Genomic DNA, 25,581 nt, shown 5'->3' with positions numbered 1-25,581 from the left:
TACTGCAAAATAAGGTCACCTGCATGCGTCTGGAAGTCTTTTGTCAGGACCGCCTTGGTCTCACACGCGAACTGCTCGATCTATTGGTACTGCGCGGTATCGATTTGCGCGGCATCGAAATTGACCCGATTGGGCGTATTTACCTTAATTTCTCCTCCCTTGATTTTGAATCCTTCAGCAGCCTGATGGCTGAAATTCGCCGCATTCCCGACGTTACCGACGTGCGTAAAGTGCCGTGGATGCCGTCCGAGCGTGAGCACCGCGCCCTGAGCGCGCTGCTGGAAGCGCTGCCGGAGCCGGTGCTGTCGCTGGATATGCGTAGCAAAGTTGAGCTGGCAAACCCGGCCAGCTGCACGCTGTTCGGGCAGAGTGAAGACCGCCTGCGCAATCACAATGCCGGGACGCTTATCAGCGGCTTTAACTTTACCCGCTGGCTGGAAAGCGAGCCTCGCGACTCGCATACCGAACATGTTGTGATCCATGGGCAAAACTTCCTGATGGAAATCACCCCGGTTCACCTGGACGGGGAAGATAAACAGCCTCTGCTGGTGGGTGCGGTAGTGATGCTGCGCTCCACGGTGCGCATGGGTCGCCAGCTGCAAAATCTTTCCAGCAGCGATTTCAGCGCCTTCGACCAGATTGTTGCCGTTAGCCCTAAAATGCGGCAGGTGGTTGAGCAGGCTCGTAAACTGGCGCTGCTGAACGCGCCGCTGCTGATTGTTGGCGATACCGGCACAGGCAAAGATTTGCTGGCTAACGCCTGCCACCTCAGCAGCCAGCGCGCACAGAAACCTTATCTGGCGCTGAACTGCGGCTCAATTCCTGATGATGTGATTGAAAGCGAGCTGTTCGGCCACGCGGCGGGTGCTTACGCGAACGCCGTCGAAGGCAAAAAAGGCTTCTTCGAGCAGGCCAACGGCGGCTCCGTATTGCTGGATGAAATCGGCGAGATGTCGCCGAGGATGCAGACCAAACTGCTGCGCTTCCTGAATGACGGAACCTTCCGCCGCGTAGGCGAGGAGCACGAAGTCCACGTCGATGTGCGAGTGATTTGCGCCACGCAGAAGAACCTGGTTGAGCTGGTGCAAAAAGGCGAGTTCCGTGAAGATCTCTATTATCGCCTGAATGTGCTGACGCTGAATCTGCCGCCGCTGCGCGATCGTCCGCAGGACATCATGCCGCTGACCGAACTGTTTGTTGCCCGCTTTGCCGACGAACAGGGCGTTCCGCGTCCTAAACTGGCGCATGACCTGAGCAGCGTGCTTACTCGCTACGGCTGGCCGGGCAACGTGCGCCAGCTCAAAAACGCCATTTATCGCGCGCTGACCCAGCTGGAAGGCTACGAACTGCGCCCGCAGGACATTCTGCTGCCGGACTTCGATACCGCAAGCCTTGCGGTGGGCGAGGAGGCGATGGAAGGTTCGCTGGATGATATCACCAGCCGCTTCGAGCGCTCGGTGCTGACCCAGCTTTATCGCAGCTATCCAAGTACCCGCAAACTGGCAAAACGCCTTGGGGTTTCCCATACCGCGATAGCCAATAAGCTGCGCGAATATGGCCTGAGCCATAAGAAAAGCGAAGAGTAGAAAAAGAAAACCCCGGCTCGCCGGGGTTTTTTGTCTGTAGCGCTTACAATCTTAAGCCTTCAGAGCTTCCAGAGCCGCGGTATAGTCCGGCTCGTTGGTGATTTCATTCACCAGCTCGCTGAATACCACTTCATCTTTCTCATCCAGAACCACTACCGCGCGTGCGGTCAGGCCTTTCAGAGCGCCTTCGGCGATGCTCACGCCGTAGGCCTGCTGGAACTCAGGGTTGCGCAAGGTGGAAAGCGTAATAACGTTGTTCAAACCTTCTGCGCCGCAGAAACGAGACTGGGCGAACGGCAGGTCGGCAGAGATACACAGTACAACGGTGTTATCCAGCTCGGTTGCCAGTTGGTTGAATTTACGCACGGATGCGGCACAGACGCCGGTGTCGATGCTCGGGAAAATATTCAGCACCTTACGTTTGCCGGCAAACTGGCTCAGCGCAACGTCAGAAAGGTCTTTAGCGACCAAAGAGAACGCTGCTGCTTTGCTGCCTGCCTGCGGGAGCTGACCTGCAACCTTCACCGGGTTGCCCTGGAAATGAACGGTTTGTGACATGTTTAATCTTCCTTTTACATAAAATTAACGCCCGGGACAGTGTATTCCATGAATTCCGTGATGAACATAAAAAACTGATACTCCTGATAAAAGCCCGGGCTCGCTATACTCAGGTGATAAGCCCAAAGGGAGACAATGATGAGAACAGTGAAAGTTTACCAGGAAGCATGGCCGCTCCATACGCCATTTGTTATCTCCAGGGGGACGCGCAGCGAAGCGGTTGTCGTGGTCGTTGAGCTTGAAGAAGACGGAGTAAAAGGCGTTGGCGAATGCACGCCTTACCCCCGCTATGGCGAAAGCGATGCCTCCGTGCTGGCGCAAATTACCACCGTTTTAGCCGAGCTTGAACGCGGGATGACGCGTGCCGGACTACAAGAGGCTTTACCGCCCGGAGCCGCCCGCAACGCTATCGACAGCGCGCTTTGGGATCTCGAGGCTCGACAGAAACACACAACAATCTCCGGCCTGGCCGCGGTTGAGCTGCCGGAAATGATTACCACCGCGCAAACCGTCACTATTGCCGCACCCGAACAGATGGCGGCATCCGCCGCGCTTTTGTGGGAAAAGGGCGCTCGCTTGCTAAAGGTGAAGCTGGACGACCGGCTGATTACCGAGCGAATGGTCGCTATAAGAGCGGCGGTGCCTGAGGCCATTTTAATTGTTGATGCCAATGAGTCCTGGCGCGGTGACGGGCTAGCCGCTCGCTGCCAACTGCTTGCCGACCTTAACGTCGCGATGCTGGAGCAGCCGCTGCCTGCGGGGCAGGACGAGGCGCTGGCAAACTTTATCCATCCGCTGCCGGTATGCGCCGACGAAAGCTGCCACACCCGCAGCAGCCTGGCAACCCTTGCGGGGCGCTATGAAATGGTGAATATCAAACTGGATAAAACCGGCGGCCTGACAGAAGCGCTCCTGCTGGCTAAATCGGCGCGTGAACAGGGGTTTGACGTGATGCTCGGCTGTATGCTTTGCACTTCACGCGCGATAGCCGCCGCCTTGCCGCTGGCGGCTAAAGTTCGCTTTGCCGACCTGGATGGCCCGACCTGGCTTGCCGTTGACGTCGAGCCGGGGTTGAATTTTGTAACCGGCAAGCTTTACCCGTAGCTATTTACGCCAGTGAAGCAGGCCGATCATTGCCTGGAGATAGCGCTCGCTGGCCTCATCCGCTGAAATTGGTGGGAACTCTGCGGTAATACAGGGCAGGCTTAAATCCGCACACCAACTGCCAAAAGAACCCGGCGTTTCGTAACCCACGCTGGTGACCAGCGGCAGGGTGAAAGCCTCCGCCATCCAGTGACCAAGAGCAGAGCTGTGCGGGTCCTCAATACAGCCCAGAGGATCGTGGAAAGAGACAATCCATGCGGGCTGTAGCCGGTGAATTAATTGGCACAGGGCGGCGGTTTCAGGCTCGGAACCGGGCGTTTTGCCGGTTGAAAGCACTACATCCCGCAGTTCTGCACTGCTGTTCCAGCGGTAGACCGTTTCGCCCGCCTTCCAGTTTGCAGAAGGGAAATTACGATTAAGATCGACGCCGTGAGCGTTGGCGCGCAGCCCCAGCTGGCAGCCGTCCGGGTTAACGGCGAGAATCACATGATGGCGGCGAAATTGCGGCTCAAGCGTACGCAGCGCGCAGGAAAGTGCAACCATCGCAGCGTTTTCGTCGCCGTGCGTACCGGCAATAATCAGCCCACTGGGCTCGTCGGTAACGGCGGCAGGAAACCAGAGCAGCGGGGCGCCTAAAGCGGATTTTCCGTAGCGTTCACAGCCCGGGGGCAGATGTCCACGCTGGGGACGAGGGCGGGTCGTGGGCATGATGTTCCTCTGCTAAACAGGAATGTTTTAACATTATTAATAGCAATGTTTTCAGCAAAACTCACCTTAAACCATAGATGTGAGCATCTTCCTGGCAACAGAATAATAAATTGCGCTACAGTAACTTACATTAATCTCCTGATTGCAAAAACACGGAAGGATAACGATGAAAAAAAGCGTCAGTTTAAGCTATTGTGCGGTGGCCGTTGCCTGCATGCTGCAAAGCGCGTGGGCGGCGGACGTTCCGGCCGGAACCCAGTTAGCTGCCCATCAGGAGCTGGTCAGGCATATTAAAGACGAACCCGCGAGCCTTGATCCCATAAAAGCGGTCGGTTTGCCTGAAATCCAGGTTATACGTGACCTTTTTGAAGGTTTGGTTAACCAGAATGAAAAGGGAGAGCTGGTGCCGGGCGTTGCCACCAAATGGCAGAGCAACGATAACCGCATCTGGACCTTTACGCTGCGGGACAACGCGCGCTGGTCCGACGGGACGCCGGTGACGGCGCAGGACTTCGTCTACAGCTGGCAGCGCCTGGTTGATCCAAAAAATACCTCATCATTTGCCTGGTTCGCCACGCTGGCGGGCATCACTAATTCACAGGCAATTATCGACGGTAAAATGCCTGCGGATAAGCTCGGGGTTACTGCCGTTGATGCTAAAACGTTGCGCGTCCAGCTTGATAAACCGGTACCGTTTTTCCCGAGCCTGACGGCCAACTTTGCTTTCTACCCAACGCCAAAAGCGGCGGTTGAGAAATTTGGCGGGGAGTGGACTAAGCCCGGAAATCTGGTGGGTAATGGCGCGTTCACGTTGCAGGACCGGGTGGTCAACGAGAAGCTGGTGGTTGTACCGAACAAAAACTACTGGGATAACGGCAAAACGGTGCTGACCAAAGTCACCTTTATTCCGATTAACCAGGAGTCGGCGGCCACTAAACGCTACCAGGCCGGGGATATCGATATCACCGAATCCTTCCCGAAAAACCTCTACCAGAAGCTGCTGAAGGATATTCCGGGCCAGGTTTACACGCCGCCGCAGCTTGGCACTTATTACTATGCTTTTAACACCCAAAAAGGGCCGACGGCTGATTCGCGCGTTCGCCTGGCGCTGAGCATGACAATCGACCGTCGCCTGATGGCGGAAAAAGTATTGGGAACCGGTGAAAAACCGGCGTGGCGCTTTACCCCGGACGTGACCGCCGGATTTACCCCCGAGCCTTCACCGTTTGAAACCATGAGCCAGCAGGAGCTGAACGCCCAGGCGAAGATGCTGCTGCGTGCCGCGGGCTACGGCGAGTCCAGACCTTTGAAGCTGACGCTGTTGTACAACACCTCTGAAAACCACCAGAAGATCGCCATCGCCGTCGCCTCAATGTGGAAGAAGAACCTCGGCGTAGACGTGAAGCTGCAAAACCAGGAGTGGAAAACCTATATCGACAGCCGCAATACCGGCAACTTCGACGTGATCCGCGCTTCGTGGGTAGGTGACTACAACGAACCTTCTACTTTCCTCTCGCTGCTCACGGCCACCCACAGCGGTAATATTTCGCGTTTTAACTCCCCGGCTTATGACAAACTTCTGGCTCAGGCTGCTCTGGAAACCACCGATAAAGCGCGTAATAGAGACTATAACGAAGCGGAAAAAATCATTCAGGAAAAAGCCCCGATCGCGCCAATCTATCAGTACACCAATGGCCGCCTGATCAAGCCTTGGCTGAAAGGCTATCCGATAGATAACCCTGAAGATGTTGCCTATAGCCGGACGATGTACATTATTAAGCACTAGTCCTGGCTAAAATTCGTACGCTGAAAGTGTTATAATCCTCTCATCAGGTTAGCGATTGCGGAGGAGAGAATATGGCATCAGGTTGGGCCAGCGACGACGCCGTTCAGGAGCAAATCGACAGCACCATAGACGATGCTGTAGCCAGAGCGCGCAGCGAACTGCCAAAGGGAGAAAGCCTTGCACACTGCGAAGAGTGCGGGGAGAGCATCCCGGAGGCAAGGCGAAAAGCGATTCAGGGCGTGCGGTTGTGCGTTAAATGCCAGCAGGTGGAAGATGCCCACCGGGCAACGTTTTCAGGCTATAACCGCCGCGGCTCTAAAGACAGCCAGCTACGCTAATAAAACCGGGCGCCCGCCCGGTTTTTTCTGCACGAAACAATCCTCCGCTTAAGCTTTGTTTACTCTTTTTCCTGCGAATTCAGAACGTTTGACCCGCGCTATCTGTTGCCTTAGCTCCAGAGATGGCTAGACTGTCAGAAAGAACAGACTCAGTTTGAGGATTGCGCAGTGGATGTAATTAAAGGCAGCGAGCTGCATGTACCGGACGCGGTTTTCGCCTGGCAACTTGATGGTAAAGGCGGCGTCAAGCCGCTTGATAATAATGAGATTATCGACAGCGAGCACCCCTGCTGGCTGCATCTGAATTATACCAATGCCGATAGCGCCGACTGGCTGGCCAATACGCCGCTGCTGCCTAATTATGTTCGCGATGCGCTGGCGGGCGAGAGTATGCGCCCGCGCGTATCAAGAGTGGGTGACGGCACGCTGATTACGCTGCGCTGTATAAACGGCAGCACGGATGAGCGCCCGGACCAGCTGGTTGCCGTGCGTTTGTACATCGACGAGCGCCTGATTGTTTCCACCCGCCGCCGCCAGGTTCTGGCGCTTGACGACGTAGTTAACGATCTCAACGAAGGCACAGGACCAACGGACTGTGGAAGCTGGCTGGTGGATGCCTGCGACGCCCTGACAGACCACGCGAGCGAATTTATCGAGCAGATGCACGACAAAATCATCGACCTTGAAGATAACCTGCTTGATCAGCAAGTTCCGCCTCGCGGCACGCTGGCGCTGCTGCGTAAACAGCTGATTGTGATGCGCCGCTATATGTCGCCCCAGCGTGACGTTTATGCCCGGCTTTCCAGCGAACGCCTGAGCTGGATGAGCGACGACCAGCGCCGCCGCATGCAGGATATTGCCGACAGGCTGGGCAGGGGGCTTGATGAGATTGATTCCTGCATTGCACGTACCGGGGTAATGACGGACGAAATATCCCAGGTGATGCAGGAGTCGATGAACCGCAGGACTTACACCATGTCGCTGATGGCGATGGTGTTTTTGCCAAGCACCTTTTTAACCGGGCTGTTTGGGGTCAACCTCGGCGGCATTCCCGGCGGCGGCTGGGCGTTCGGCTTCAGCCTGTTCTGTATAATGTTGGTAGTTCTTATCGGCGGTGTTGCCTGGTGGTTGCATCGCAGTAAATGGTTATAAATTTGCGCGATTTTAGCGAGGAAATGGCCTGAAAACGGCGCTGTTATTGAGCGAAATCAAGAAACAAAAAGCGCCACAAAGGCAAACTCTCTCTCGCAGGTGAATGCAACGTCAAGCGATGGGCGTTGCGCTCCATATTGTCTTACTTCCTTTTTTAGAATTACTGCATAGCACAATTGATTCGTACGATGCCGACTTTATTAGTCGGCTTTTTTTTGCCTGCGATTTGTCGGCTATGCTTTAAAGGGTGATTCACTGACCCAGGAGATGACGATGCTGTATCGCAACAGCCTGACAATGAGCGACCCGGCGTTCCCGAACGAACCCATCCCGGTACCCGACCCCATTCCCAGACCTCAGCCGCTACCCGACCCGCCGACCGAACCCGATCCGCATCCGATAATCGACCCGCCTGCGCATCACTGAAGTTTTCCCTCTCCGGGCGGAGAGGGAATGAAAGGTTATTTGATTTCCAGAATATCCAGGCGTTGCAGAGAGGTTTCTGCTCCGTCTTCTTCCGGCTGCCAGCCAACGGGCTGCATCGGCAGCTCTTCGCGGTCGAACGCCAGATCGCCGCCGTTAACCACTTCAGAACCGTGAGTGATACCAACGAAGTCGAATAGCTCCGTATCGCACAGGTGCGATGGCACCACGTTTTGCATAGCGCTGAACATGGTTTCGATTCGACCCGGATAGCGCTTATCCCAGTCACGCAGCATATCGGCAATAACCTGACGCTGCAGGTTTGGCTGCGAGCCGCAGAGATTGCATGGAATAATCGGATATTCACGCGCGATAGCAAAACGCTCGATATCTTTCTCGCGGCAGTAGGCCAGCGGGCGAATAACGATGTGTTTGCCGTCGTCGCTCATCAGCTTCGGCGGCATGCCTTTCATTTTTCCGCCGTAGAACATGTTCAGGAACAGCGTTTGCAGAATGTCATCGCGATGGTGGCCGAGGGCGATTTTGGTGCAGCCCAGCTCGGTTGCCGTGCGGTACAGAATACCCCGGCGCAGGCGCGAGCAAAGTGAGCAGGTGGTCTTGCCTTCCGGGATCTTCTCTTTAACGATGCCGTAGGTGTTCTCTTCGACAATTTTGTACTCAACGCCGATGCTTTCCAGATACTGCGGCAGAACGTGCTCAGGGAAGCCCGGTTGTTTCTGGTCGAGGTTCACCGCTACCAGGCTAAAGCTGATAGGCGCGCTCTTTTGCAGACTGGTGAGGATCTCCAGCATGGTATAGCTGTCTTTGCCGCCGGAAAGGCAGACCATAATACGGTCGCCGTCTTCAATCATGTTGTAATCGGCAATCGCTTCGCCCACGTTGCGGCGCAGGCGTTTCTGTAACTTGTTCAGGTTGTACTGTTCTTTCTTTGTAGCTTGCTGATTTTCTTGCATTATTTACTGTCTCTGAAACCAAAAGGGGCATATAAGGGGCAAAGTTTTTTCAAAGTGCCAGCCTGCCGTTAAGCATATTCACCTGATCACCGCTCAGTTCTTCAATCCACGTAGCGTAGACCTCATAAACCATTTGCGCGTTTTCATGCCCCATTTGATTCGCAATAAAAGAGGGGGTCGCACCGGCCGATAACAGCCAGCATGCGTAAGTGTGGCGTGTATGGTACGGATTACGGCGGCGAATTCCAGCACGTTTTACAGCGGCGTTCCACCTGGCGCTGATACTGGTGACAGAACAATAAGGTTTTTGCTCTCCTTTACACATCCGCGGCATAAAAACGAAGTGCAAAAACTGTGTTTCGGTGCGGCCGTACTCCCGGTGATGAAATATTATTTTGGTTTTTGGGTGCAGAGCCGTCAACTCACGCTGCGCCTTCAGGGCTTCCAGCGCGACCCCGAGCAGTTTTATTTTTCTGTAACCTGCATCCGTTTTGGGTGGTCCGAATGTGCCGATCATTGTCAGGTTCCGGCATACCGTGACCGTCCCGGCTTCGAGATCGATATCTTCCCAGGCAAGGGCGGCAAGCTCGCCATGGCGCAGTCCTGAGTAAATGGCGAACCGCCATAAATTCTGGCTCTGTCCCTTCTCCGCCATACTGATTTTCTCAAATTCCTGCTTTGTCAGAGGATCGGGTTTTGTCCTGAGTTTCTGTAATTTTTTGACACCATCACGATGTGCCCTGAAATAAATAAAATTTCAGTACTTTTAGACAGCGATCTTGAATGAGGATTATTGAGCCCACCGAGCCCGTGTTGGCAGTATGGCGTATGAATATCCCGGGGAATGTCGCCCACCCTCCGGGTTAAGGCGAAACATTAAATTTTTCAGTGGGGGGCCGGACTGTACGGCGATAACGCTGCTTTTTGCGATTGTTTATTGGTACCGGCCTACTGATGAACTAATTGAACGAATACGCCATATGGTAATTCGTTGCTAGAGGCGAGTATGGATTTAACTCTTGTCTCTGAAGTGATGTCAGGCCTAAGAACACACTGGCAACCATATATGTTAATGATTTTAAATGAAATTATAAAGTTTGATGTCAGGGGGATATGGCAGGTTTATTCATAAAGTACAATTATATCAATTAGTTAACTCAATGTGTTTTTTGTTGATACTTAACTAGAAAAAAATGCTTGCAAATGCAATACTGGAGCGAGTTAAACATAAAATTGTCTAAGTTGGATTAGTATGATCAAATGGTATCGTTTTAAGAATTTCTACTCATTCAAGGAAGACACGTACGTTGATCTTACCTTGAAACAAAACTCATCATTTTCAAGTTATGATACTGAGATTAATGAAACTAAGATTGCGAAAATTCTTACTGTTCTAGGCTCAAACGGATCTGGTAAGTCCAATATGCTTAAGCCATTAGCTTTTTTAAGTTGGTTTTGTACCCATTCGTTCAAAAAATTAGATGGTAAAAGTCAGTTGCCTTTTTATCCACATTACTCAGCAATTACGGAACCATCTGAAATTGAAATATGTTTTTTAGATTATGATGATAAAGATAGACATTGGGAATATAAATATTTAGTTAAATTAACAAGAGAAAGGGTCTATCACGAAGAGTTAAAATTAAAAACAAGTCGACAGTACACGACTCTATTCAAAAGAACTCTCGATGAAGAAAGTAATGAATATATATGTAAGTCGCATGCCCTTATGTCTGATGAAAATGCGTTCCCAGTATCTGAAATGAAGTCTATACCAAAAAACTCATCTACTATTGCATATATGCACCGCAAAGATAGTATTATTGCAAGTCTGATTCTGGATAACTTATCTTCTATTGATAACAATTTGAATGTTTATGGTAAAACAAATTTCAACTACTCTCATGTTATGAAGGCAACTGAATATTATTCTAGTGATAAAGATGTATTTAATTCAGCCATTAAGTACATGAAAAGAATGGATTTAGGCTTGGATAATATAATTTTAAAAGAGCAAGAGGTTATTGAAAAAGAGACTGGTGAGAGAAAAAAAGAGTTTATGCCATATGGTGTCCATAAGTGCGAAGGAAAGAAATTTAAGGTTCCATTTTACATGGAATCGAGTGGTACTCAAGCATGCTATTATTTTATATTAACTCTCATTATTGCTATTCGCGATGGTGGTGTAGCTGTTATAGACGAGTTAGATAGTGATTTACATCCAAATATGGTTGTAGAACTTCTGAGCATGTTTGAAAATGAGGCCATAAATACAAAAAACGCACAATTAATATTTAGCTGTCATTCGCCTGAGGTTTTGAAAAACCTAAAAAAACATCATGTTTATTTAGTGGAAAAAGATGATGGAAAAAGTGAGTGCTGGCGATTAGATGATGTAAAGGGCCTTCGTAGCCAAGATAATCTTTATGCTAAATATATAACAGGTGCACTCGGTGGCGTGCCTGATATCTGTTTGTGAGGGTATTATGGCTAAGGTGAGGCAGATAAGATATAAAAAAGAAACATTACTTTTTGTGGGTGAAGGTTTCTGTGAAAAAGCGTTTCTAGCACACGTAAACGGACTGTATTCTAAAGGAGTGATTAAAACAAAAATTGTTACAGCGAAGGGTAAGGGGCCTGAGCATGTAATAAATCATGCGATTTCATGCAAGAAAAATGATGGGTATGATAGAGTTGCTGTGCTAATAGATTTGGACCTTATTTGTTGTCCTGTTGTTCTTAAGACTGCGAAGCAAAAAGGTATTCGGGTCATTGGCTCAATGCCGTGTTTAGAAGGTTTTTTATTAGATATAATTGGTGTTGCCAAAGAACAAACCAATAATGGATGTAAAAAAATATTCCAACCCCTTTTAAAAGGGGACCCTACGGATAGAGATAGTTACTCAGAACGGTTCAAAAAGAGTGTTCTTGATAAAGCAAGGAAGCAGAATCGTAACTTGGATGATATTATAAATATATTTGAAGGTAAGTTAAAATGATTAGTATGTCAACTTGATAGAAAACTTTTAACTTTATCAATAATATCCCAAAATTATATTTTTCCTCTATGGTTTGCTCATGGTTTTTAGGGAGAGCCCGCTGCGGCGGGTTATTTGGTTTCACTTGAGGGTTTACAGTTCATATATTTTACACGCGAAATGATTACCCCATCAACTTAAGTGCTTTTGTAATAAATATATAAGTACAGGATGAGTAATTCCGATTAGATGAGGTTTTTTTGGGGCTGAAGTTTCAGTCCTGTAAATTGATGACTTTGTTTTCCGCTTGGTGATGGTAGCCTAAACCATAGATGGTTTCTTTGAGTTTATTCAGTTAAGGAAATTTTTAAACCGTGATTAACTGCATAAGAGAACCTTGAAAAAGAAAAGCTTGAATACCCGGGATGGTAGCTCTGGTATCGTCAACCATCTAGTAACTGGCTATTTTGGTATTGTCCTCACTATTAGTATGGTTTACATCTAGATAAACTCTTATAACTCTCTTTTCATTAGAATTTACGTTGGCAGAATAAGTATTAACTTTAATGTCAACCATTTTAGTCTTACCTTTGGTTAGGACCAGGAAGAAAGTTGCGTCAATCGCGCTGTATTCTTTGTTTCTCAAGAATTAACCAACCATAGTCGGTAGGGTGCTTGAATATTATATACTAAAAAAAAACTAAACGACTCTAAGATTTTTGTCATTCAATGAATCGGTATTAGTAACTTTATAGAGGGCTACTGCCATAAGGTAAAAAATCATGGTCACAGTGCACCGATGATGAAGACATCCTGATTGATGGCTGTGTCGGCAGGTTGCGTAAGCACAGGCCCAATGAGTATGAGTTGATTACTGCTCGCTTTGTGATCGGTGTTTCGGGTGAAGCCCAACGGCTGAGAGAGGTGATGTTGATTCGTGAGTATTCAATCAGAAGTATGGAAGCTTTTGCAAAAAATATGTTGTGAACAAGGAGTGCTATTATGGCTACCGAGGGCGAGAAAGGCCTGGAGCAGGATTACTGTGCCGGTGAACTTTCTCTTCGCAAGATAATGAAAAGTCCCGCCGAAGCGGGATGATTTCATGCTTGAATAAGGCGTTTGAATAGCAGTTGCTTAACATCCTGACGTTGCGATAAAACCGCATGTGCTGTTACTGTCGAGCCGTCAGTTGAATACAGCACTCGGTAGCCATCTGAGGTATTGCATTCGCGGTACTTTGAAACACCAAGATTAACCAGCTCCGGGCATACCTGGCAGCCGAGAGGGAACGCGCTTACTTTCCTTTCAAACTCATCCAAAATACGCGCTATTACTCCCCTTGGCTCTACCCCTGCATTGCGAAGAAAAACCGCAATATGATCAATACAGGTTTTTACCGTGAGCGTGTATTCGATGCTGACTTGTTGCATGACCTGATCCTTTTATCAGCGCTCCCCCATCAAATGCCATCCAGCAACTGCTCTCTCGATAACAGTCTGCCTTCGGCTTTGTCCTTCTCCGAAAGCGTAAGCAGTTTCAAAAGAGCAATGGCATTCTCACGCTCTTGCACCTGGTCATAAGACTCGATGACATAAGCAGGAACGCCATTTTGCGTTACCAGTATCGGTTCGGACAGATTAAGAGAAGCAGCGTTCTTTTTAACGAAGCTAATAGTTTCAACTTTCATATACTCTCCTGGTCAGTGCTTGCAGTCTTAATTTAGACCATTAATGGTCTAAATACAATCGCAATTACTTGTGGAGGTGTGCAAATTGGACTGAAATGCAGGCATGTACTTAGGGGCAAAAAAGGAGCAAAGCAGAGCAAACGGGGCATTTATTTAGTAAGTTGACGGAAAAGTGTCAGGGGTTTAACTAATTAATATTTAATATGATTTTTTCATTCAGGGGGGCGGAATCACTGTGCCACATTCGGATTTTTAGCTGGTCATGAAAGTCTCTGGCTCTGAATCCAACACGCGAGGCGTGTAATGCTGGCGTGTATGGTACGGATTGCGGCACCAAATGCCAGCAGGATTTACAGCGGGGCCGGCAATCCGGAGGCTTTCTACCAGCTGCGGGGGCGGTTATGCGTCTGACGAAAGTGAAGACAGCGTGGCAAGAGCAGAGGCCGTGTCCTCGCAGGCGACGAAAATATGGTCGTGGTAATAGCCCGCGACCACGTTACAGCTGATCCTTTTATTCGCAAGCGCGCGGGAAAAGGCGGCAGTGAGGCCAACGGCTGCAAGGGAAGAGTGGATTTTCAGGGTTATCCAGCTGGCGACATAGTCATAGCGCAAAGCATGCTGACCGGCCACGTCTTCAGGGAGAACCAGCGTGACGCCTTCGGCTTCCCGAATGATGACGATAGCCGCGTCTTTAATTTCCGCAGAAGGGTCTTCCAGCGTGCAAAACACATACCGGCCGGGGTTAAGTTCCGGGGATGCGTTTTTAAGCAGGATTTCGAGGTTATTCTCACCAGCCATTTTTCTTTCTCCGTCGAGGGGGTTAAGACGCAGATTAAATAGCGTTTGGCTGATAAATAAAAATTAAAAGATATGCTAATCCATTAGCATATCTAATAGTCTTGCAGTTAGCGCCAGCAGGCAGCCTTACCTTGGGCTCTTAGCGCCCGGTCAACATCTGCCACAAAAACTCTTCAACCATTGCCTGGTGAAAAGCCCGTTGGCTATTCTCCGGCGCGCTGCCGTGGCCCGCTTCAGTTTCCTCGTACAGCCAGACATCCTCGTGGCCCTGCTGCTGCATACGCGCCACCATTTTGCGTGCATGCGCCGGGCTTACTCGGTCGTCCTGCGTACCGGTGGTAAATAGCGTCGGCGGGTACTGTTTTTCGGCACTAACTTTGTCAAACGGAGAGTAATTCAGCAGCCACTGACGCTCTTCGGCGATCTCAGGGTCGCCATACTCGGCAATCCACGAAGCGCCCGCCAGCCAGCGATGGTAGTTGAGCATGTCCAGCAGCGGGACTTCACACACCAGAGCACCAAACAGCTCGGGGTAGTCGGTCAGCATATTGCCAATCAACAGTCCGCCGTTGCTGCCGCCCTGAGCCGCCAGACTTGCCGGGCTAGTGACTTTACGAGCGATTAAATCATCAGCAACGGCCGCAAAATCTTCATAGGCTCGGTGGCGATGTTGCTTTAAGGCGGCCTGGTGCCAGGCTGGCCCGTACTCACCGCCGCCACGAATATTGGCGACAACGTAAACGCCGCCTTTTTGCAGCCAGGTAGCGCCTTTGGGGCCTAAATAATCGGGCGTTAATGAAACCTCGAACCCGCCATAGCCGTAGAGCAGCGTTGGATTATCGCCTGAAAGCGCCAGACCTTTGGCCGCTATCTGAAAATAGGGGACGCGCGCGCCGTCCGGCGACAGGGTAAAGTGCTGGGTGACTTCAAATTCACGTCCCTCAAAACAGGCCGGGTCTTGTTTTACAAGGGCAAGCGAGTCGTCGTCCAGATCCCCATAACTGAGGCTGTAAGGTTGAAGGAAACCGTGGCTTACCAGCAGGTAGCGGTTGCTTTCGCGATCAATACCGCCGGCCGAAACGTTAGTAAAATCAGGCAGAGCCAGGATCTTCAAGCTTTGCGGCTGCCCACCCTCGATTTTCATGATTTCGACTTTTTCTACCGCATCCTGAGTGAGGTTAAGCAGGAGATAATCGCGGGTCGTGCTGAAACCCAGCAGGCTGGTTCGGGAGTTTGGCGTGAACAGAGTAATGAATTCACGCCCGCCACGCTGGAAGGTCGCGAAATCAATAGCCAGTAAAGATCCGGCGGGCCAGGTTTTATCCGGAATAAGCCAGTCGGAGTTCAGCGTTACCAGCAGCCAGTCTTTAAAGAACCGACATGAAGCATCATCCGGGATGTCGATAAGCGCCAGCTCGTTCTGGCCGCTCAGTAGCCAGGTCTTACCGTGGTAAAAATCCTGGCGACAGTACACCAGGTCTCTTTCAAAGCCTGGCGTAGGGTCGTGCCAGGCAGAAGCCATCATATCCGTTGCTTCACCGGCGCAAATCAGCCCGGCCTGCTGCGGTGAGGTTCCCCGAATCCAGCGGTAAACGCAGCGTGGATAGCCTGAGGTGGTGAGCGTGTCGCCGCCCGCGTCCAGCGCCAGCAGCAGCGTATTTTCATCAAGCCAGCTTACCGAGCTTTTACTTTCCGGCAGATAGAAACCGTCGTGGATAAAGACTTTATTCACCAGATCGAATTCACGAATCTCGCAGGCATCGCCGCCGCTTGATAAGAAGATCAGCGCCCGCGAATAATCCGGGTAGAGCAGATCCGCGCCGTGGTAGCTCCAGTTTTTGCCTTCTTCATCATTCAGGCGGTCGATATCCAGTACCGTTTCCCATTCCGGGTTTGGCGTCCGGTACGAGGTTTCTGTGGTGCGTCGCCAGATGCCGCGCGGGTGTTCGTCATCCTGCCTGAAGTTGTAGACCATCTCGCGGTAATGACTCCCCCACGGGATATTTGTTTTGTCGTCCAGCGCCAGCAAAATAGCGTGCTGCATTTTCTCGAAACGCTCACCACGGGAGAATCTTTCCGTCGTGCGTTGATTCTGTTTTGCCACCCAGCTTAGCGCTGCCTCGTCGTGCGGCGTTTCCAGCTTGCTGAGTAAATCCTCAATCTCTGACTGTTTCATCACGAGTCCTTTTGTAGAGTACCTGTTCCGCAGTTGAACATATCATTATGTTTATTTTCAGTACACCTGAGGGCTTTTGTGGTTTTGCTCCAGTAGCAAGGCAGCTTTTGCTAACAGATCGGGTAGCTTGACAGCCGCTGATAACCAGCGTTTCATGCGCGCTTAACGCAAGGATATAACAAGGAATAGATATGGGATTTTGGGCAAGTTATTTGCAGGGATGGAAAAAAGGACTCGTTTTTAATGGGCGAGCAACAAGGAAAGAGTTCTGGGCGTTTGTTGGCATCAATTATGCGGTGTTGCTGTTAACGCCAGTGGTTATCGGCATCCGCGCGGGCCTGGCTCAGCAGGAGCCGCCGATGTTTTATATCGGCCTGATTTACGCCGTGATGTCGCTCGTGCTGCTGCTTCCGACGCTGGCTGTTGGGATCAGGAGAATGCATGATATTGGTCGCACCGGCTGGTGGTTTGGGATTGCGTATCTGTTACCGCTGTTAAACCGGCTGCTTAGCGTGATTGCCATCAACTACGCATCGCCGTCTGCCTATGTGTACATTAATCTGACGCTGAGCGTTGTTTTATTCTGGGCGCCGGTGATCCTTGTCATCACGCTATGCTGTTTTAAATCTAAAAATATTCCTGACTAACGGGCTATCCCGTTATCCATAAAGTCTCAGGGAGCCGGGCCGATACTAACGGTCTGGTCTTCCCCGCAAGATGCCCCGGCTGTGTGAGATAGTAACATCGCGGAACTTTTTTTTGCCCGCCCTGTCAATATCACCGCGAGACCTACTGGAGAGTGTTACGAAGTGAAAGGATTTTTGACGGCATTGATACTTATCGCCAGCTTTTTGATCGGCTGCGCAATGTATTACAAAGTAGGCTGCTGGTTTGAGGATGACATTCTCAGCCTCTACGCGGGAGATGAGTGGTAGTAAGGGCAGGGTAATAACACGGCGCATTATTACCCCGGCGATTAGCCTTTAAACACTGAGAATTTTTTAGTCACCGGCTTCAGTTTTTCCGTCTCGCCGTACAGGGCGATGGCCACGAAGTCCAGCCCGGCAAAGGGCGCTTCAAGCGTATCTTTAATCTGCTGTTCAGAGGAGTGGGACAGCATAGTCGTGGTGAAGAAGTTATACAGCACGCCTTCCTCTTTGCATTTTTCAAGCGCGGTAGCCAGCTGGCTGCTGTTTTTGGACTGCAACACCACAACCGGATAGTGGTTCATATAGGCGCTTAAGCCGCTATCCTGGTTGAGGTAATCATGAAATTTCGGCTCTTCGGCTTTTAGCATAATCCCGCCGCAAAGGTGGCCAACGGCATTCATCTGCACGCTAATCTCGGCGTTACGGTTGACGATAACGTAAAGCTTATAGTCATTATCCTCGAACATTCTGATTCCTTATCTTTTACCGGGAAATACCTTGTTGATTTAGCTTAAGGCGCAAAGCACAGCATAATAATCATTTCTTTAGCCGAATTTCTGTTTGGGATCAATCTTTAAACCTTTATTGCCGCCAGACCCGCAGAAGCAGAAGAAAGGGCAATTTTTATCGATTTGTCCGTTAAAGCAGCAAAATCGATAAACTGACGCCTGAAGCCCGCGAATCTGCTAGCATACGCGCCTGCCCGTTATTATTAAGAGATGACCATTGTGACCGCTTTTTCCGCACTGAACGCTTTACCTGAAGCACAACTCGCCAACCTTAGCGAACTGGGGTATCACGAAATGACGCCCGTTCAGGCCGCGGCTTTGCCCGCAATTCTTGCCGGAAAAGACGTCCGCGCTCAGGCAAAAACCGGCAGCGGTAAAACCGCAGCTTTTGGCCTCGGCCTGTTGCAGCACATCGACGCCAGCCAGTTCTTAACCCAGTCGCTGGTGCTGTGCCCAACGCGTGAACTGGCCGACCAGGTCGCTAAAGAGCTGCGCCGCCTGGCTCGTTATATGCCGAATATTAAAATTCTGACGCTGTGCGGCGGCCAGCCGTTTGGCGTCCAGCGTGACTCCCTGCAACACGCCCCGCATATTATTGTGGCAACGCCCGGCCGCCTGCTGGATCACCTCAAAAAAGAGACCGTCCGCCTGGATGCTCTGCAAACGCTGGTGCTGGATGAAGCTGACCGCATGCTGGATATGGGCTTTGCCGATGCTATCGATGAAGTTATCGCCCATGCGCCTGAAAAGCGCCAGACATTGCTCTTCTCCGCAACATGGCCAACGGCGATTGCGGCCATCAGCCGTCGCGTGCAGCGTGACCCGCTGACCATTGAAATTGACACCGTGGACGAACTTCCTGCCGTTGAGCAGCAGTTCTATGAAGTTTCCCGCGGCGGTAAAGTTGGCCTGCTGTTGGCGCTGCTGAGCAAGCACCAGCCTGCTTCCTGCGTGGTGTTCTGTAATACCAAAAAAGATTGCCAGGCCGTGTGCGATGCGCTGAATGAGCGTAACCAAAGCGCGCTTGCGCTGCATGGCGATATGGAACAGCGCGACCGTGACCAGACGCTGGTACGTTTTGCTAACGGCAGCAGCCGCGTGCTGGTAGCTACCGACGTTGCCGCCCGTGGCCTCGATATCAAAGCGCTTGAAATGGTGATTAACTACGAACTCTCCTGGGACCCGGAAGTTCACGTTCACCGCATCGGTCGTACGGCGCGTGCCGGGCAGAGCGGGCTGGCTATCAGTTTCTGCGCGCCGGAAGAAGCCCAGCGTGCAGGCGTGCTTGCCGAAATGCTCAACCTGTCCCTGAACTGGCAGCAGGTGCCGTCCGGCGTTTCGGTTAAACCTCTTGAAGCCGAAATGGCGACCCTGTGCATCGACGGTGGTAAAAAAGCCAAAATGCGTCCGGGTGATATTCTGGGGGCATTAACCGGGGAAATGGGGCTGGAAGGGGCGGATATCGGTAAAATCGACGTGCATCCTGTTCATGTCTACGTGGCGGTGCGCCAGTCCGTGGCACGTCACGCGTGGAAGCAGCTCCAGCAGGGCAAAATCAAGGGTAAATCCGTGAAGGTTCGCCTGCTGAAGTAAATCAGTTTTCCCCTCACCCCACGGGGGTGAGGGTCATTACCCAATTACTCGCTAACTTTCTCCGCTTTGCCCGCCAACTGCGCCAGGAAATCATAACGCTTCTGCAAATCAGCTGCGGCATCCTTCCATAGCTGTTCGGCAACATCCGGCTGCTGTGCGTTCAGGCGGCGGAAACGCTGCTCTTTCATCAACGTATCTGCCAGCGCGTCCGACGGCGGACGAGAGTCCAGCGCCAGCGGCAGTTTGCCTTCATCTGCACGGCGCGGGTCGAAGCGGTACAGCGGCCAGAAGCCGGTCGCCGTGAGCTGGCGCATTTGATCGTGGCTCAGGGCCAGATCGTAGCCGTGCTCTTCGCAAGGGCTGTAGGCGATGATCAGCGACGGGCCAGGGTAAGCTTCCGCTTCCTGAATCGCTTTTATCGTCTGGTTCAGCTGTGCGCCCAGGGAAATCTGTGCGACGTAGACATGGCCGTACATCATCATGCTGACGCCCAAATCTTTACGCGCTTTGCGTTTGCCGTGTTCGCCAAACTTGGTTACTGCCCCAAGCGGCGTGGCTTTAGAGGCCTGGCCGCCGGTGTTGGAATAACATTGAGTATCCAGCACCAGAATGTTGACGTTCTCGGTCAGGCTCAGCACATGGTCAAGACCGCCAAAGCCGATGTCGTAGGCCCAGCCGTCGCCGCCAATCAGCCAGATGGATTTATCCACCAGCGCATCGGCGTCGGTCACCAGCTGACGGGCATCCGCATCGTCAACATTAGCCAGGTGCTTGCGCAGCTCGGCAACCTGCTCGCGGCGAACTTCAGGTGTTGCCTCAGCGTGCAGCTGCTCGTTCAGCTCTGCCGGTAGTTTGTCGGCAAATTGGCCCAGCAGGCGCATTACGCGGGCGCGGTGCTGGTCCACGGTCAGGCGGAAACCAAGCCCGAACTCGGCGTTATCTTCAAACAGCGAGTTAGCCCAGGCCGGGCCGCGGCCATTGGCGTCCGTGGTGTACGGCGTAGACGGCAGGTTGCCCCCGTAAATAGACGAACAGCCGGTGGCATTAGCGATAAGCATGCGGTCGCCGTACAGCTGGGTGAGGATCTTGATATAAGGCGTTTCGCCGCAGCCGGAGCAGGCGCCGGAGTATTCAAACAGCGGCGTCAGCAGCTGAGAAGTACGAATATCGATGCGCTCCAGGCTGGAACGGTCGATTTCCGGCAGATTGAGGAAGAAGTCGTAATTCTCTTTCTCTTCTTCAACGTGCTCAAGGCGGGACAGCATATTGATGGCCTTGATTTCCGGGTTCTGGCGATCTTTAGCCGGGCAGACTTCCACGCACAGGTTACAGCCGGTGCAATCTTCCGGCGCAACCTGCAACACATATTTCTGGCCTCGCATATCGCGAGATTTTACATCCAGCGACTGTAGGGCTTCCGGCGAGTTTTCCATCGCGTCGGGCTGAACCACCTTGGCGCGGATGGCCGAATGCGGGCAGGCGGCAACGCAGTGGTTACACTGGGTACAAAGATCCGGTTTCCAGATTGGGATCTCTTCCGCAATATTGCGTTTCTCCCACTGGGTGGTGCCCATCGGCCAGGTGCCATCCGGCGGCAGAGCAGAAACCGGCAGGGCGTCGCCCAGGCCGGCCAGCATGGCAGCGGTGACGGTTTTAACAAAATCAGGTGCGGCGTCGGAAACCACAGGAGGGCGCATTGCGCTGTCCGGGTTAACGGCTTGCAGCGGTACTTCGGCGAGGGAGTCGCGCGCCAGCGCCAGCGCCTGCCAGTTACGTTCGACTATTTCCGTGCCTTTGCTGCTGTAGCTTTTGGCAATCGCGCCCTGCAATTCGGCAAGTGCGGTATCGCCCGGCAGGATCTGCGTCAGGTGGAAGAAGGCCATTTGCATAACGGTATTGATGCGCGCGCCCAGATGGCATTCACGGGCGATTTTCGCCGCGTTAATCACGTATAAACGCGCCTGCTTCTGGTTAAGCACCGCCTGCACTTCCTGCGGCAGACGGCTCCAGACTTCATCGGCGGCGTACGGCGTGTTAAGCAGGAAAATGCCGCCGGGCTTCAGGCGCTCCGCCATTTGATACTTGTCGATAAATTGCAACTGGTGGCAGCCGACGAAATCCGCTTTCTCAATCAGGTAAGTGGAATTTATCGGCTGCTCGCTTACGCGCAGGTGTGAAACCGTCAGGCCACCGGCTTTTTTGGAGTCGTAAACGAAATAGCCCTGGGTAAACCACGGCGTCGAGTTGCCGATAATCTTGATGTTGTTTTTGGTTGCCGAAACGCTACCGTCGCTGCCGAGGCCGTAGAACAGGGCTTCAAGCTTAGCGCGGTTGGGCAGGGTGTTTTGCCCTAACGGCAGCGACAGGTTTGTAACGTCGTCATAAATACCGACGGTGAAACGAGGGCGAGGTTTGTCTTCGCTCAGTTCGTTAAAGACGGCGAGCACGCATTCCGGGCCGAACTCTTTAGATGACAGGCCATAGCGGCCACCAATCACGCGAGGCAATGTTTCGCGGTCGCCACGGCTGACGGACTCGGCCAGGGCTGTCATCACGTCGAGATAAAGCGGCTCGGCCAGCGCTCCCGGCTCTTTAGTGCGATCCAGAACGGCTACCCGGCGGGCGGTTTGCGGCAGCAGTTCCAGCAAATGCCCGGCTGAGAATGGGCGGAACAGGCGGACTTTCAGCACGCCCACTTTCTCGCCGCGAGTCAGCAACTCATCCACGACTTCTTCGCAAGTCCCTACCGCAGAACCCATAACGATAATCACGCGCTCGGCTTCGGGGTGCCCGTAATACTCAAACGGACGATAGCTGCGCCCGGTGGTAGCGGCAAAATCGCTCATCGCCTGCTCAACGTGGGTGTAAACGGCGTTGTACCAGGGGTTAGTGGCCTCGCGGGACTGGAAGTAAGTGTCCGGGTTTGCCGAGGTCCCACGGATAACCGGGTGCTCAGGGTTCAGAGCGCGGGCTCGGTGCTCATCGATCTCTTTCTGCGGCAGCAGGCTGCGGATAGTGTCGTCCGCCAGCGGCACGATTTTGTTGATTTCGTGCGAGGTGCGGAAGCCGTCGAAAAAGTGAATAAACGGCACGCGGCTCTTCAGGGTGGCAATATGCGAAATCAGCGCAAAGTCCTGTGCCTCCTGCACGCTGCTGGCGCAGAGCATGGCGCAGCCGGTCTGGCGCACGGCCATCACGTCGGAATGATCGCCAAAAATCGACAGCGCGTGGGTGGCTACGGTGCGGGCGGCAACGTGCAGCACAAACGGGGTCAGCTGACCGGCCAGTTTGTACAGCGTTGGGATCATCAGCAGCAAACCCTGAGATGATGTAAACGAAGTAGAAAGGGCACCCGTTTGCAGCGCGCCGTGGACGGCGCCAATCGCACCCGCTTCGGACTGCATTTCTACCACGCGAGGCGTGTCGCCCCAGACGTTTTTCCTGCCGTCACCGGACCAGGCATCGGCCTGCTCGGCCATCGTCGAACTGGGGGTGATAGGGTAGATGGCAATAACTTCGCTGGCACGAAACGCCACGGAGGCGACTGCACCGTTGCCGTCGATAGTGATCATAAGACACCTTTACATTGCGCAAAATAAAGGGACCCGCCTGCTAACCCCGAGTCCCGTAATAATTAATCCCTCAATTATAGTACGTCCACCTGGCCCCTTGAAGTTGTTCGGGCCAGGAGTGCACAAATTGATCCATCGTTAACGACTGCGTTACCCGGCGCAATAGTTCGTGAATATCTTATGGTTATTAAGAATTTGGCCGACGGGAAAAGTGCGGTGAGGATAGGGGCTTACCCTACAAGGAGACGGCATGAATAGCGGATCGTTAACACAGATGGCGTTTGAACTACCGGATATCTGGAAGTCGCAGGTGCTGGGGAAAATCGGCGGCGCCAACATTAAGCTTATCAAAATGGGTGGGGAAGGCATTCCGGTTGAGTCCCATGCCGGGTTTGATGAGCTTCTGGTGGTGATTGAAGGCGAGATGGATCTCCAGGTCGGGAGAGAAACCATCAGGCTTAAATCCAGGGATTTTTATCTTATTCCGGCCGGAGCTGAACACCGCGTTTTGCCCGGTAGTCACGGCACGTTATTGCTGGTTGACCGGGAGTGATGGCGAGCTTGATTTAGCGAGATAAAAAGGCGGGGCGCTAAGAAAACTCTGATGTTTTGTTTTAAAAGGTGATCGACACCACAAAAAGCAACACATTTTATTGCTTTATGCCCTCGACGCAGCGGTAACCATGCGCCATTATGCAAAGGTTTTGCATATTCAGCCAGGAGAGAGAAGCCATGCGCGCTGCGTTTTTAGCCGGTTGTGCCGCACTATTATTATCAGCTTGCAGTAATGAACCCCCGCAACAGGCCACTGCGGCCCATGTTCCACCGGGCCTGAGGGCAGCGATGTCGAGCCAGGGCGAAGCGAATTGTGCGATGATCGGCGGGACGATGAGCGTTGCGCGTCAGCTGGACGGCAGTGCGATGGGCATGTGTGCCATGCCAAACGGCAAGCGTTGTAATGAGAACTCGCTCGCCGCCGGCACCTGTGGCAGCTACTGATTAGTTAACCAGATCGGCCAGTTTGTACGTCAGCGTATGTTGGCCGCTTTTCAGCACCAGTTGCTGATTTTCCAGCGTAACTTTTGCTCCGGCAGTGAGCATGTCGTTGATGCGGTGATCCAGGTCGTTAAGCTGCGGCTCTACGCACAGCATCATGGTCATCCCCAGACCCTTCGCCTTCAGCGTGTCGCCCTCAAGCGTTGCCTGACCCATAAAGCGGTTACACATCGCGCCTGAAATATGCATGTTCTCACCAAAGCTCAGCTCGGGTGCGCGCTTGCTGTTTTTCACATCCAGAGGCTTGCCGTCAACGCTTTGCAGCACAAAACGGTGGTGCTGCAAGTCCTGCGCGGTTACGGAGCCTTTATCGGCTGATTGGGCACAGCCCGCCAGAACAACGCTTGCCAGCATAAGTGAAGCAAACTTTTTCATCTCTTCTCCCTAAGGTTTATGTGTCATCAATGAAAGGGCGCCACTTTCGCAGGATGTGGCGCATGAAGCAGTAAGGATAATCTTAAAAAGCCCTCTCCGGCGTGAAGAGGGCGGCAAATCAGTTCAGCTGGTTGGGGCAGGCTTCGCCTTTTTCAAGCTGGCGCAGGTTCTCGAGCGTGGTTTCGGAGATGCTGGTTAACGCCTCCGCGGTTAAAAACGCCTGATGTCCGGTAAACAGCACGTTGTGGCAGGCGGAGAGGCGGCGGAAAATGTCGTCCTGAATCACGTCGTTGGACTTATCTTCAAAGAACAGATCGCGTTCATTTTCGTAAACGTCCATCCCCAGCGCGCCAATTTTCTGATGCTTGAGCGCGTCGATGGCCGCCTGGGAATCAATCAGGCCGCCGCGGCTGGTGTTGATGATCATCACGCCGTTTTTCATCTGGTCGAAGGCGCTCTGGTTCAGCAGGTGATAGTTTTCCGGCGTCAGCGGGCAGTGCAGGGAGATAATGTCTGACTGGGCGAACAGCGTTTCCAGGTCAACATATTCCACCCCTAGATCCAGAGCCGCCGCGCTTGGGTACGGATCGAACGCCAGCAGGCGCAGGCCAAACCCTTTCAGAATTCTTAGCGCCGCAACGCCGATTTTGCCGGTGCCGATGACGCCAGCGGTTTTGCCGTGCATGGTAAAACCGGTCAGCCCTTCGAGCGAGAAGTTGGCATCGCGGGTGCGCTGGTAGGCACGGTGAATGCGACGGTTAAGGCACATCATCATGCCCACGGCGTGTTCGGCGACGGCTTCAGGCGAATAAGCAGGTACGCGGACTACCGGCATGCCGAGCTCTTTTGCCGCTTCCAAATCCACGTTATTAAAACCGGCGCAGCGCAGAGCGATAAATTTAACACCGTGTTTTTTTAGCTCTTCCAGCACCGGGCGACTACCATCATCATTAACGAAGATGCAGACCCCGTCGCAGCCGTTGGCGTTTTTGGCAGTTTTCTCGCTCAGCAGGAAGTCAAAAAATTCAAGATCAAAGCCATACTCCTGGTTAACCTGCTCCAGATACTTTTTGTCGTACTGTTTTGTGCTATAAACCGCAAGTTTCATAAGACTTATCTCCAGAAAGGGTTGGTTCCAAAATTACCATGCTTAAAATAATCATACAATTTCTTAAAAGAAATTTTAACGCCGGGTGACTATTACACTTTCCGGGCAAGCTAAGCTTAATGCTGTCGCCGCCTTCACGTCCGGCCATAATCGTGCCAGAATAATGACATA

23 protein-coding genes and 2 pseudogenes are annotated in these 25,581 nt (G+C 52.2%); 13 read left to right on the top strand and 12 right to left on the bottom strand.

Going from position 1 to position 25,581, the window contains the following annotated elements:
* Positions 1–23 precede the first annotated feature (23 nt).
* Entirely contained in the window at positions 24–1,586 is a 1,563-nt protein-coding gene (gene tyrR, locus HMPREF0201_RS10700) for a transcriptional regulator TyrR (RefSeq protein WP_016536655.1), read from the top strand.
* A gap of 51 nt (positions 1,587–1,637) precedes the next feature.
* Here the strand turns inward: tyrR and tpx are convergent, their stop codons facing one another.
* Entirely contained in the window at positions 1,638–2,144 is a 507-nt protein-coding gene (gene tpx, locus HMPREF0201_RS10695) for a thiol peroxidase (RefSeq protein ID WP_016536654.1), read from the bottom strand.
* Between the two features lie 138 nt (positions 2,145–2,282).
* Between tpx and ycjG the strand changes: the two genes are divergently transcribed.
* Positions 2,283–3,248, top strand: coding sequence for an L-Ala-D/L-Glu epimerase (gene ycjG / locus HMPREF0201_RS10690; RefSeq protein WP_039898279.1), 966 nt, complete (start codon positions 2,283–2,285; stop codon positions 3,246–3,248).
* On the opposite strand, the gene mpaA is transcribed toward ycjG, so the two are convergent.
* Positions 3,249–3,956: a murein tripeptide amidase MpaA gene (gene mpaA, locus HMPREF0201_RS10685; RefSeq protein WP_016536652.1), complete on the bottom strand. Its 708-nt coding sequence runs from the start codon at positions 3,954–3,956 to the stop codon at positions 3,249–3,251.
* Positions 3,957–4,122: 166 nt separating this feature from the next.
* Here mpaA and HMPREF0201_RS10680 point away from each other — a divergent pair, with 166 nt between their 5' ends.
* From HMPREF0201_RS10680 to ynaL, 4 genes are all read left to right on the top strand, one after another.
* On the top strand, positions 4,123–5,742 hold the full coding sequence (locus HMPREF0201_RS10680; protein WP_016536651.1) for a peptide ABC transporter substrate-binding protein: 1,620 nt from the start codon (positions 4,123–4,125) through the stop codon (positions 5,740–5,742).
* A gap of 71 nt (positions 5,743–5,813) precedes the next feature.
* On the top strand, positions 5,814–6,080 hold the full coding sequence (locus HMPREF0201_RS10675; protein ID WP_016536650.1) for a DksA/TraR family C4-type zinc finger protein: 267 nt from the start codon (positions 5,814–5,816) through the stop codon (positions 6,078–6,080).
* Between the two features lie 168 nt (positions 6,081–6,248).
* Positions 6,249–7,232 carry a zinc transporter ZntB gene (zntB, locus tag HMPREF0201_RS10670; protein ID WP_016536649.1) on the top strand — a complete coding sequence of 328 codons (984 nt, stop codon included), beginning with the start codon at positions 6,249–6,251 and terminating at the stop codon, positions 7,230–7,232.
* 273 nt (positions 7,233–7,505) lie between these two features.
* Positions 7,506–7,658, top strand: a complete 153-nt coding sequence (gene ynaL, locus HMPREF0201_RS23520; RefSeq protein ID WP_016536647.1) for a proline-rich small protein YnaL — start codon at positions 7,506–7,508, stop codon at positions 7,656–7,658.
* A gap of 35 nt (positions 7,659–7,693) precedes the next feature.
* Here the strand turns inward: ynaL and ttcA are convergent, their stop codons facing one another.
* A complete protein-coding gene (gene ttcA / locus HMPREF0201_RS10665; protein WP_016536646.1) occupies positions 7,694–8,629 on the bottom strand; it encodes a tRNA 2-thiocytidine(32) synthetase TtcA in 936 nt (311 codons plus the stop codon).
* 49 nt (positions 8,630–8,678) lie between these two features.
* Positions 8,679–9,359: pseudogene (locus HMPREF0201_RS10660) on the bottom strand (site-specific integrase); the annotation flags it as partial.
* Between the two features lie 522 nt (positions 9,360–9,881).
* Here HMPREF0201_RS10660 and HMPREF0201_RS10655 point away from each other — a divergent pair.
* The 3 genes and pseudogenes from HMPREF0201_RS10655 to HMPREF0201_RS23435 all read left to right on the top strand — a co-directional run.
* Entirely contained in the window at positions 9,882–11,108 is a 1,227-nt protein-coding gene (locus HMPREF0201_RS10655) for an AAA family ATPase (RefSeq protein ID WP_016536643.1), read from the top strand.
* A 7-nt stretch (positions 11,109–11,115) separates the two neighbouring features.
* Positions 11,116–11,628 (top strand): RloB domain-containing protein, encoded by a 513-nt coding sequence (locus tag HMPREF0201_RS10650; protein ID WP_016536642.1) that lies wholly within the window; start codon positions 11,116–11,118, stop codon positions 11,626–11,628.
* Between the two features lie 729 nt (positions 11,629–12,357).
* Positions 12,358–12,594 (top strand): annotated as a pseudogene (locus HMPREF0201_RS23435) (antiterminator Q family protein); the annotation flags it as partial.
* Between the two features lie 113 nt (positions 12,595–12,707).
* Here the strand turns inward: HMPREF0201_RS23435 and HMPREF0201_RS10645 are convergent.
* The 4 genes from HMPREF0201_RS10645 to HMPREF0201_RS10630 all read right to left on the bottom strand — a co-directional run bounded on the left by HMPREF0201_RS10645 (position 12,708) and on the right by HMPREF0201_RS10630 (position 16,268).
* Positions 12,708–13,037, bottom strand: a complete 330-nt coding sequence (locus tag HMPREF0201_RS10645) for a type II toxin-antitoxin system RelE/ParE family toxin (protein ID WP_016536639.1) — start codon at positions 13,035–13,037, stop codon at positions 12,708–12,710.
* A gap of 29 nt (positions 13,038–13,066) precedes the next feature.
* On the bottom strand, positions 13,067–13,294 hold the full coding sequence (locus HMPREF0201_RS10640; protein WP_016536638.1) for a type II toxin-antitoxin system Phd/YefM family antitoxin: 228 nt from the start codon (positions 13,292–13,294) through the stop codon (positions 13,067–13,069).
* A 399-nt stretch (positions 13,295–13,693) separates the two neighbouring features.
* A complete protein-coding gene (locus tag HMPREF0201_RS10635; protein ID WP_016536637.1) occupies positions 13,694–14,092 on the bottom strand; it encodes an ACT domain-containing protein in 399 nt (132 codons plus the stop codon).
* 139 nt (positions 14,093–14,231) lie between these two features.
* On the bottom strand, positions 14,232–16,268 hold the full coding sequence (locus tag HMPREF0201_RS10630; protein WP_016536636.1) for a prolyl oligopeptidase family serine peptidase: 2,037 nt from the start codon (positions 16,266–16,268) through the stop codon (positions 14,232–14,234).
* 191 nt (positions 16,269–16,459) lie between these two features.
* On the opposite strand from HMPREF0201_RS10630, the gene HMPREF0201_RS10625 reads away from it, so the two are divergent.
* Complete coding sequence (locus tag HMPREF0201_RS10625) at positions 16,460–16,915, top strand: DUF805 domain-containing protein (RefSeq protein WP_016536635.1); 456 nt, start codon at positions 16,460–16,462, stop codon at positions 16,913–16,915.
* A 329-nt stretch (positions 16,916–17,244) separates the two neighbouring features.
* Here HMPREF0201_RS10625 and HMPREF0201_RS10620 read toward each other — a convergent pair whose 3' ends face one another.
* Entirely contained in the window at positions 17,245–17,664 is a 420-nt protein-coding gene (locus HMPREF0201_RS10620) for a DUF2000 family protein (RefSeq protein WP_016536633.1), read from the bottom strand.
* A gap of 261 nt (positions 17,665–17,925) precedes the next feature.
* Here HMPREF0201_RS10620 and dbpA point away from each other — a divergent pair, with 261 nt between their 5' ends.
* On the top strand, positions 17,926–19,299 hold the full coding sequence (dbpA, locus tag HMPREF0201_RS10615) for an ATP-dependent RNA helicase DbpA (protein WP_039899321.1): 1,374 nt from the start codon (positions 17,926–17,928) through the stop codon (positions 19,297–19,299).
* Positions 19,300–19,343: 44 nt separating this feature from the next.
* Here dbpA and nifJ read toward each other — a convergent pair whose 3' ends face one another.
* Complete coding sequence (nifJ, locus tag HMPREF0201_RS10610) at positions 19,344–22,871, bottom strand: pyruvate:ferredoxin (flavodoxin) oxidoreductase (protein WP_016536631.1); 3,528 nt, start codon at positions 22,869–22,871, stop codon at positions 19,344–19,346.
* Between the two features lie 250 nt (positions 22,872–23,121).
* Here nifJ and HMPREF0201_RS10605 point away from each other — a divergent pair, with 250 nt between their 5' ends.
* Together HMPREF0201_RS10605 and HMPREF0201_RS10600 are read left to right on the top strand one after the other, a co-directional pair.
* Positions 23,122–23,424, top strand: coding sequence for a cupin domain-containing protein (locus tag HMPREF0201_RS10605; RefSeq protein ID WP_115586242.1), 303 nt, complete (start codon positions 23,122–23,124; stop codon positions 23,422–23,424).
* Between the two features lie 179 nt (positions 23,425–23,603).
* Complete coding sequence (locus HMPREF0201_RS10600) at positions 23,604–23,870, top strand: putative hemolysin (RefSeq protein ID WP_039898277.1); 267 nt, start codon at positions 23,604–23,606, stop codon at positions 23,868–23,870.
* Here the strand turns inward: HMPREF0201_RS10600 and hslJ are convergent, their stop codons facing one another.
* On the bottom strand, positions 23,871–24,302 hold the full coding sequence (gene hslJ / locus HMPREF0201_RS10595) for a heat shock protein HslJ (RefSeq protein ID WP_016536627.1): 432 nt from the start codon (positions 24,300–24,302) through the stop codon (positions 23,871–23,873).
* Between the two features lie 118 nt (positions 24,303–24,420).
* Complete coding sequence (locus HMPREF0201_RS10590) at positions 24,421–25,410, bottom strand: 2-hydroxyacid dehydrogenase (RefSeq protein ID WP_016536626.1); 990 nt, start codon at positions 25,408–25,410, stop codon at positions 24,421–24,423.
* Positions 25,411–25,581: the final 171 nt, after the last annotated feature.

This window comes from Cedecea davisae DSM 4568, assembly GCF_000412335.2.
Taxonomy (GTDB): domain Bacteria; phylum Pseudomonadota; class Gammaproteobacteria; order Enterobacterales; family Enterobacteriaceae; genus Cedecea; species Cedecea davisae.
This window is presented reverse-complemented; position numbering and strand designations above follow the sequence as displayed.

Bases quoted from the DNA above. Each gene is read 5' to 3' on its own strand.
- ynaL (WP_016536647.1), top strand. From the start codon at position 7,506: ATGCTGTATCGCAACAGCCTGACAATGAGCGACCCGGCGTTCCCGAAC.
- HMPREF0201_RS10655 (WP_016536643.1), top strand. From the start codon at position 9,882: ATGATCAAATGGTATCGTTTTAAGAATTTCTACTCATTCAAGGAAGAC.
- ycjG (WP_039898279.1), top strand. From the start codon at position 2,283: ATGAGAACAGTGAAAGTTTACCAGGAAGCATGGCCGCTCCATACGCCA.
- tpx (WP_016536654.1), bottom strand. From the start codon at position 2,144: ATGTCACAAACCGTTCATTTCCAGGGCAACCCGGTGAAGGTTGCAGGT.
- HMPREF0201_RS10640 (WP_016536638.1), bottom strand. From the start codon at position 13,294: ATGAAAGTTGAAACTATTAGCTTCGTTAAAAAGAACGCTGCTTCTCTT.
- HMPREF0201_RS10620 (WP_016536633.1), bottom strand. From the start codon at position 17,664: ATGTTCGAGGATAATGACTATAAGCTTTACGTTATCGTCAACCGTAAC.
- HMPREF0201_RS10590 (WP_016536626.1), bottom strand. From the start codon at position 25,410: ATGAAACTTGCGGTTTATAGCACAAAACAGTACGACAAAAAGTATCTG.
- HMPREF0201_RS10630 (WP_016536636.1), bottom strand. From the start codon at position 16,268: ATGAAACAGTCAGAGATTGAGGATTTACTCAGCAAGCTGGAAACGCCG.
- HMPREF0201_RS10650 (WP_016536642.1), top strand. From the start codon at position 11,116: ATGGCTAAGGTGAGGCAGATAAGATATAAAAAAGAAACATTACTTTTT.
- HMPREF0201_RS10635 (WP_016536637.1), bottom strand. From the start codon at position 14,092: ATGGCTGGTGAGAATAACCTCGAAATCCTGCTTAAAAACGCATCCCCG.
- mpaA (WP_016536652.1), bottom strand. From the start codon at position 3,956: ATGCCCACGACCCGCCCTCGTCCCCAGCGTGGACATCTGCCCCCGGGC.
- hslJ (WP_016536627.1), bottom strand. From the start codon at position 24,302: ATGAAAAAGTTTGCTTCACTTATGCTGGCAAGCGTTGTTCTGGCGGGC.
- HMPREF0201_RS10645 (WP_016536639.1), bottom strand. From the start codon at position 13,037: ATGCAACAAGTCAGCATCGAATACACGCTCACGGTAAAAACCTGTATT.
- HMPREF0201_RS10625 (WP_016536635.1), top strand. From the start codon at position 16,460: ATGGGATTTTGGGCAAGTTATTTGCAGGGATGGAAAAAAGGACTCGTT.
- HMPREF0201_RS10675 (WP_016536650.1), top strand. From the start codon at position 5,814: ATGGCATCAGGTTGGGCCAGCGACGACGCCGTTCAGGAGCAAATCGAC.
- HMPREF0201_RS10680 (WP_016536651.1), top strand. From the start codon at position 4,123: ATGAAAAAAAGCGTCAGTTTAAGCTATTGTGCGGTGGCCGTTGCCTGC.
- nifJ (WP_016536631.1), bottom strand. From the start codon at position 22,871: ATGATCACTATCGACGGCAACGGTGCAGTCGCCTCCGTGGCGTTTCGT.
- ttcA (WP_016536646.1), bottom strand. From the start codon at position 8,629: ATGCAAGAAAATCAGCAAGCTACAAAGAAAGAACAGTACAACCTGAAC.
- HMPREF0201_RS10605 (WP_115586242.1), top strand. From the start codon at position 23,122: ATGAATAGCGGATCGTTAACACAGATGGCGTTTGAACTACCGGATATC.
- HMPREF0201_RS10600 (WP_039898277.1), top strand. From the start codon at position 23,604: ATGCGCGCTGCGTTTTTAGCCGGTTGTGCCGCACTATTATTATCAGCT.
- tyrR (WP_016536655.1), top strand. From the start codon at position 24: ATGCGTCTGGAAGTCTTTTGTCAGGACCGCCTTGGTCTCACACGCGAA.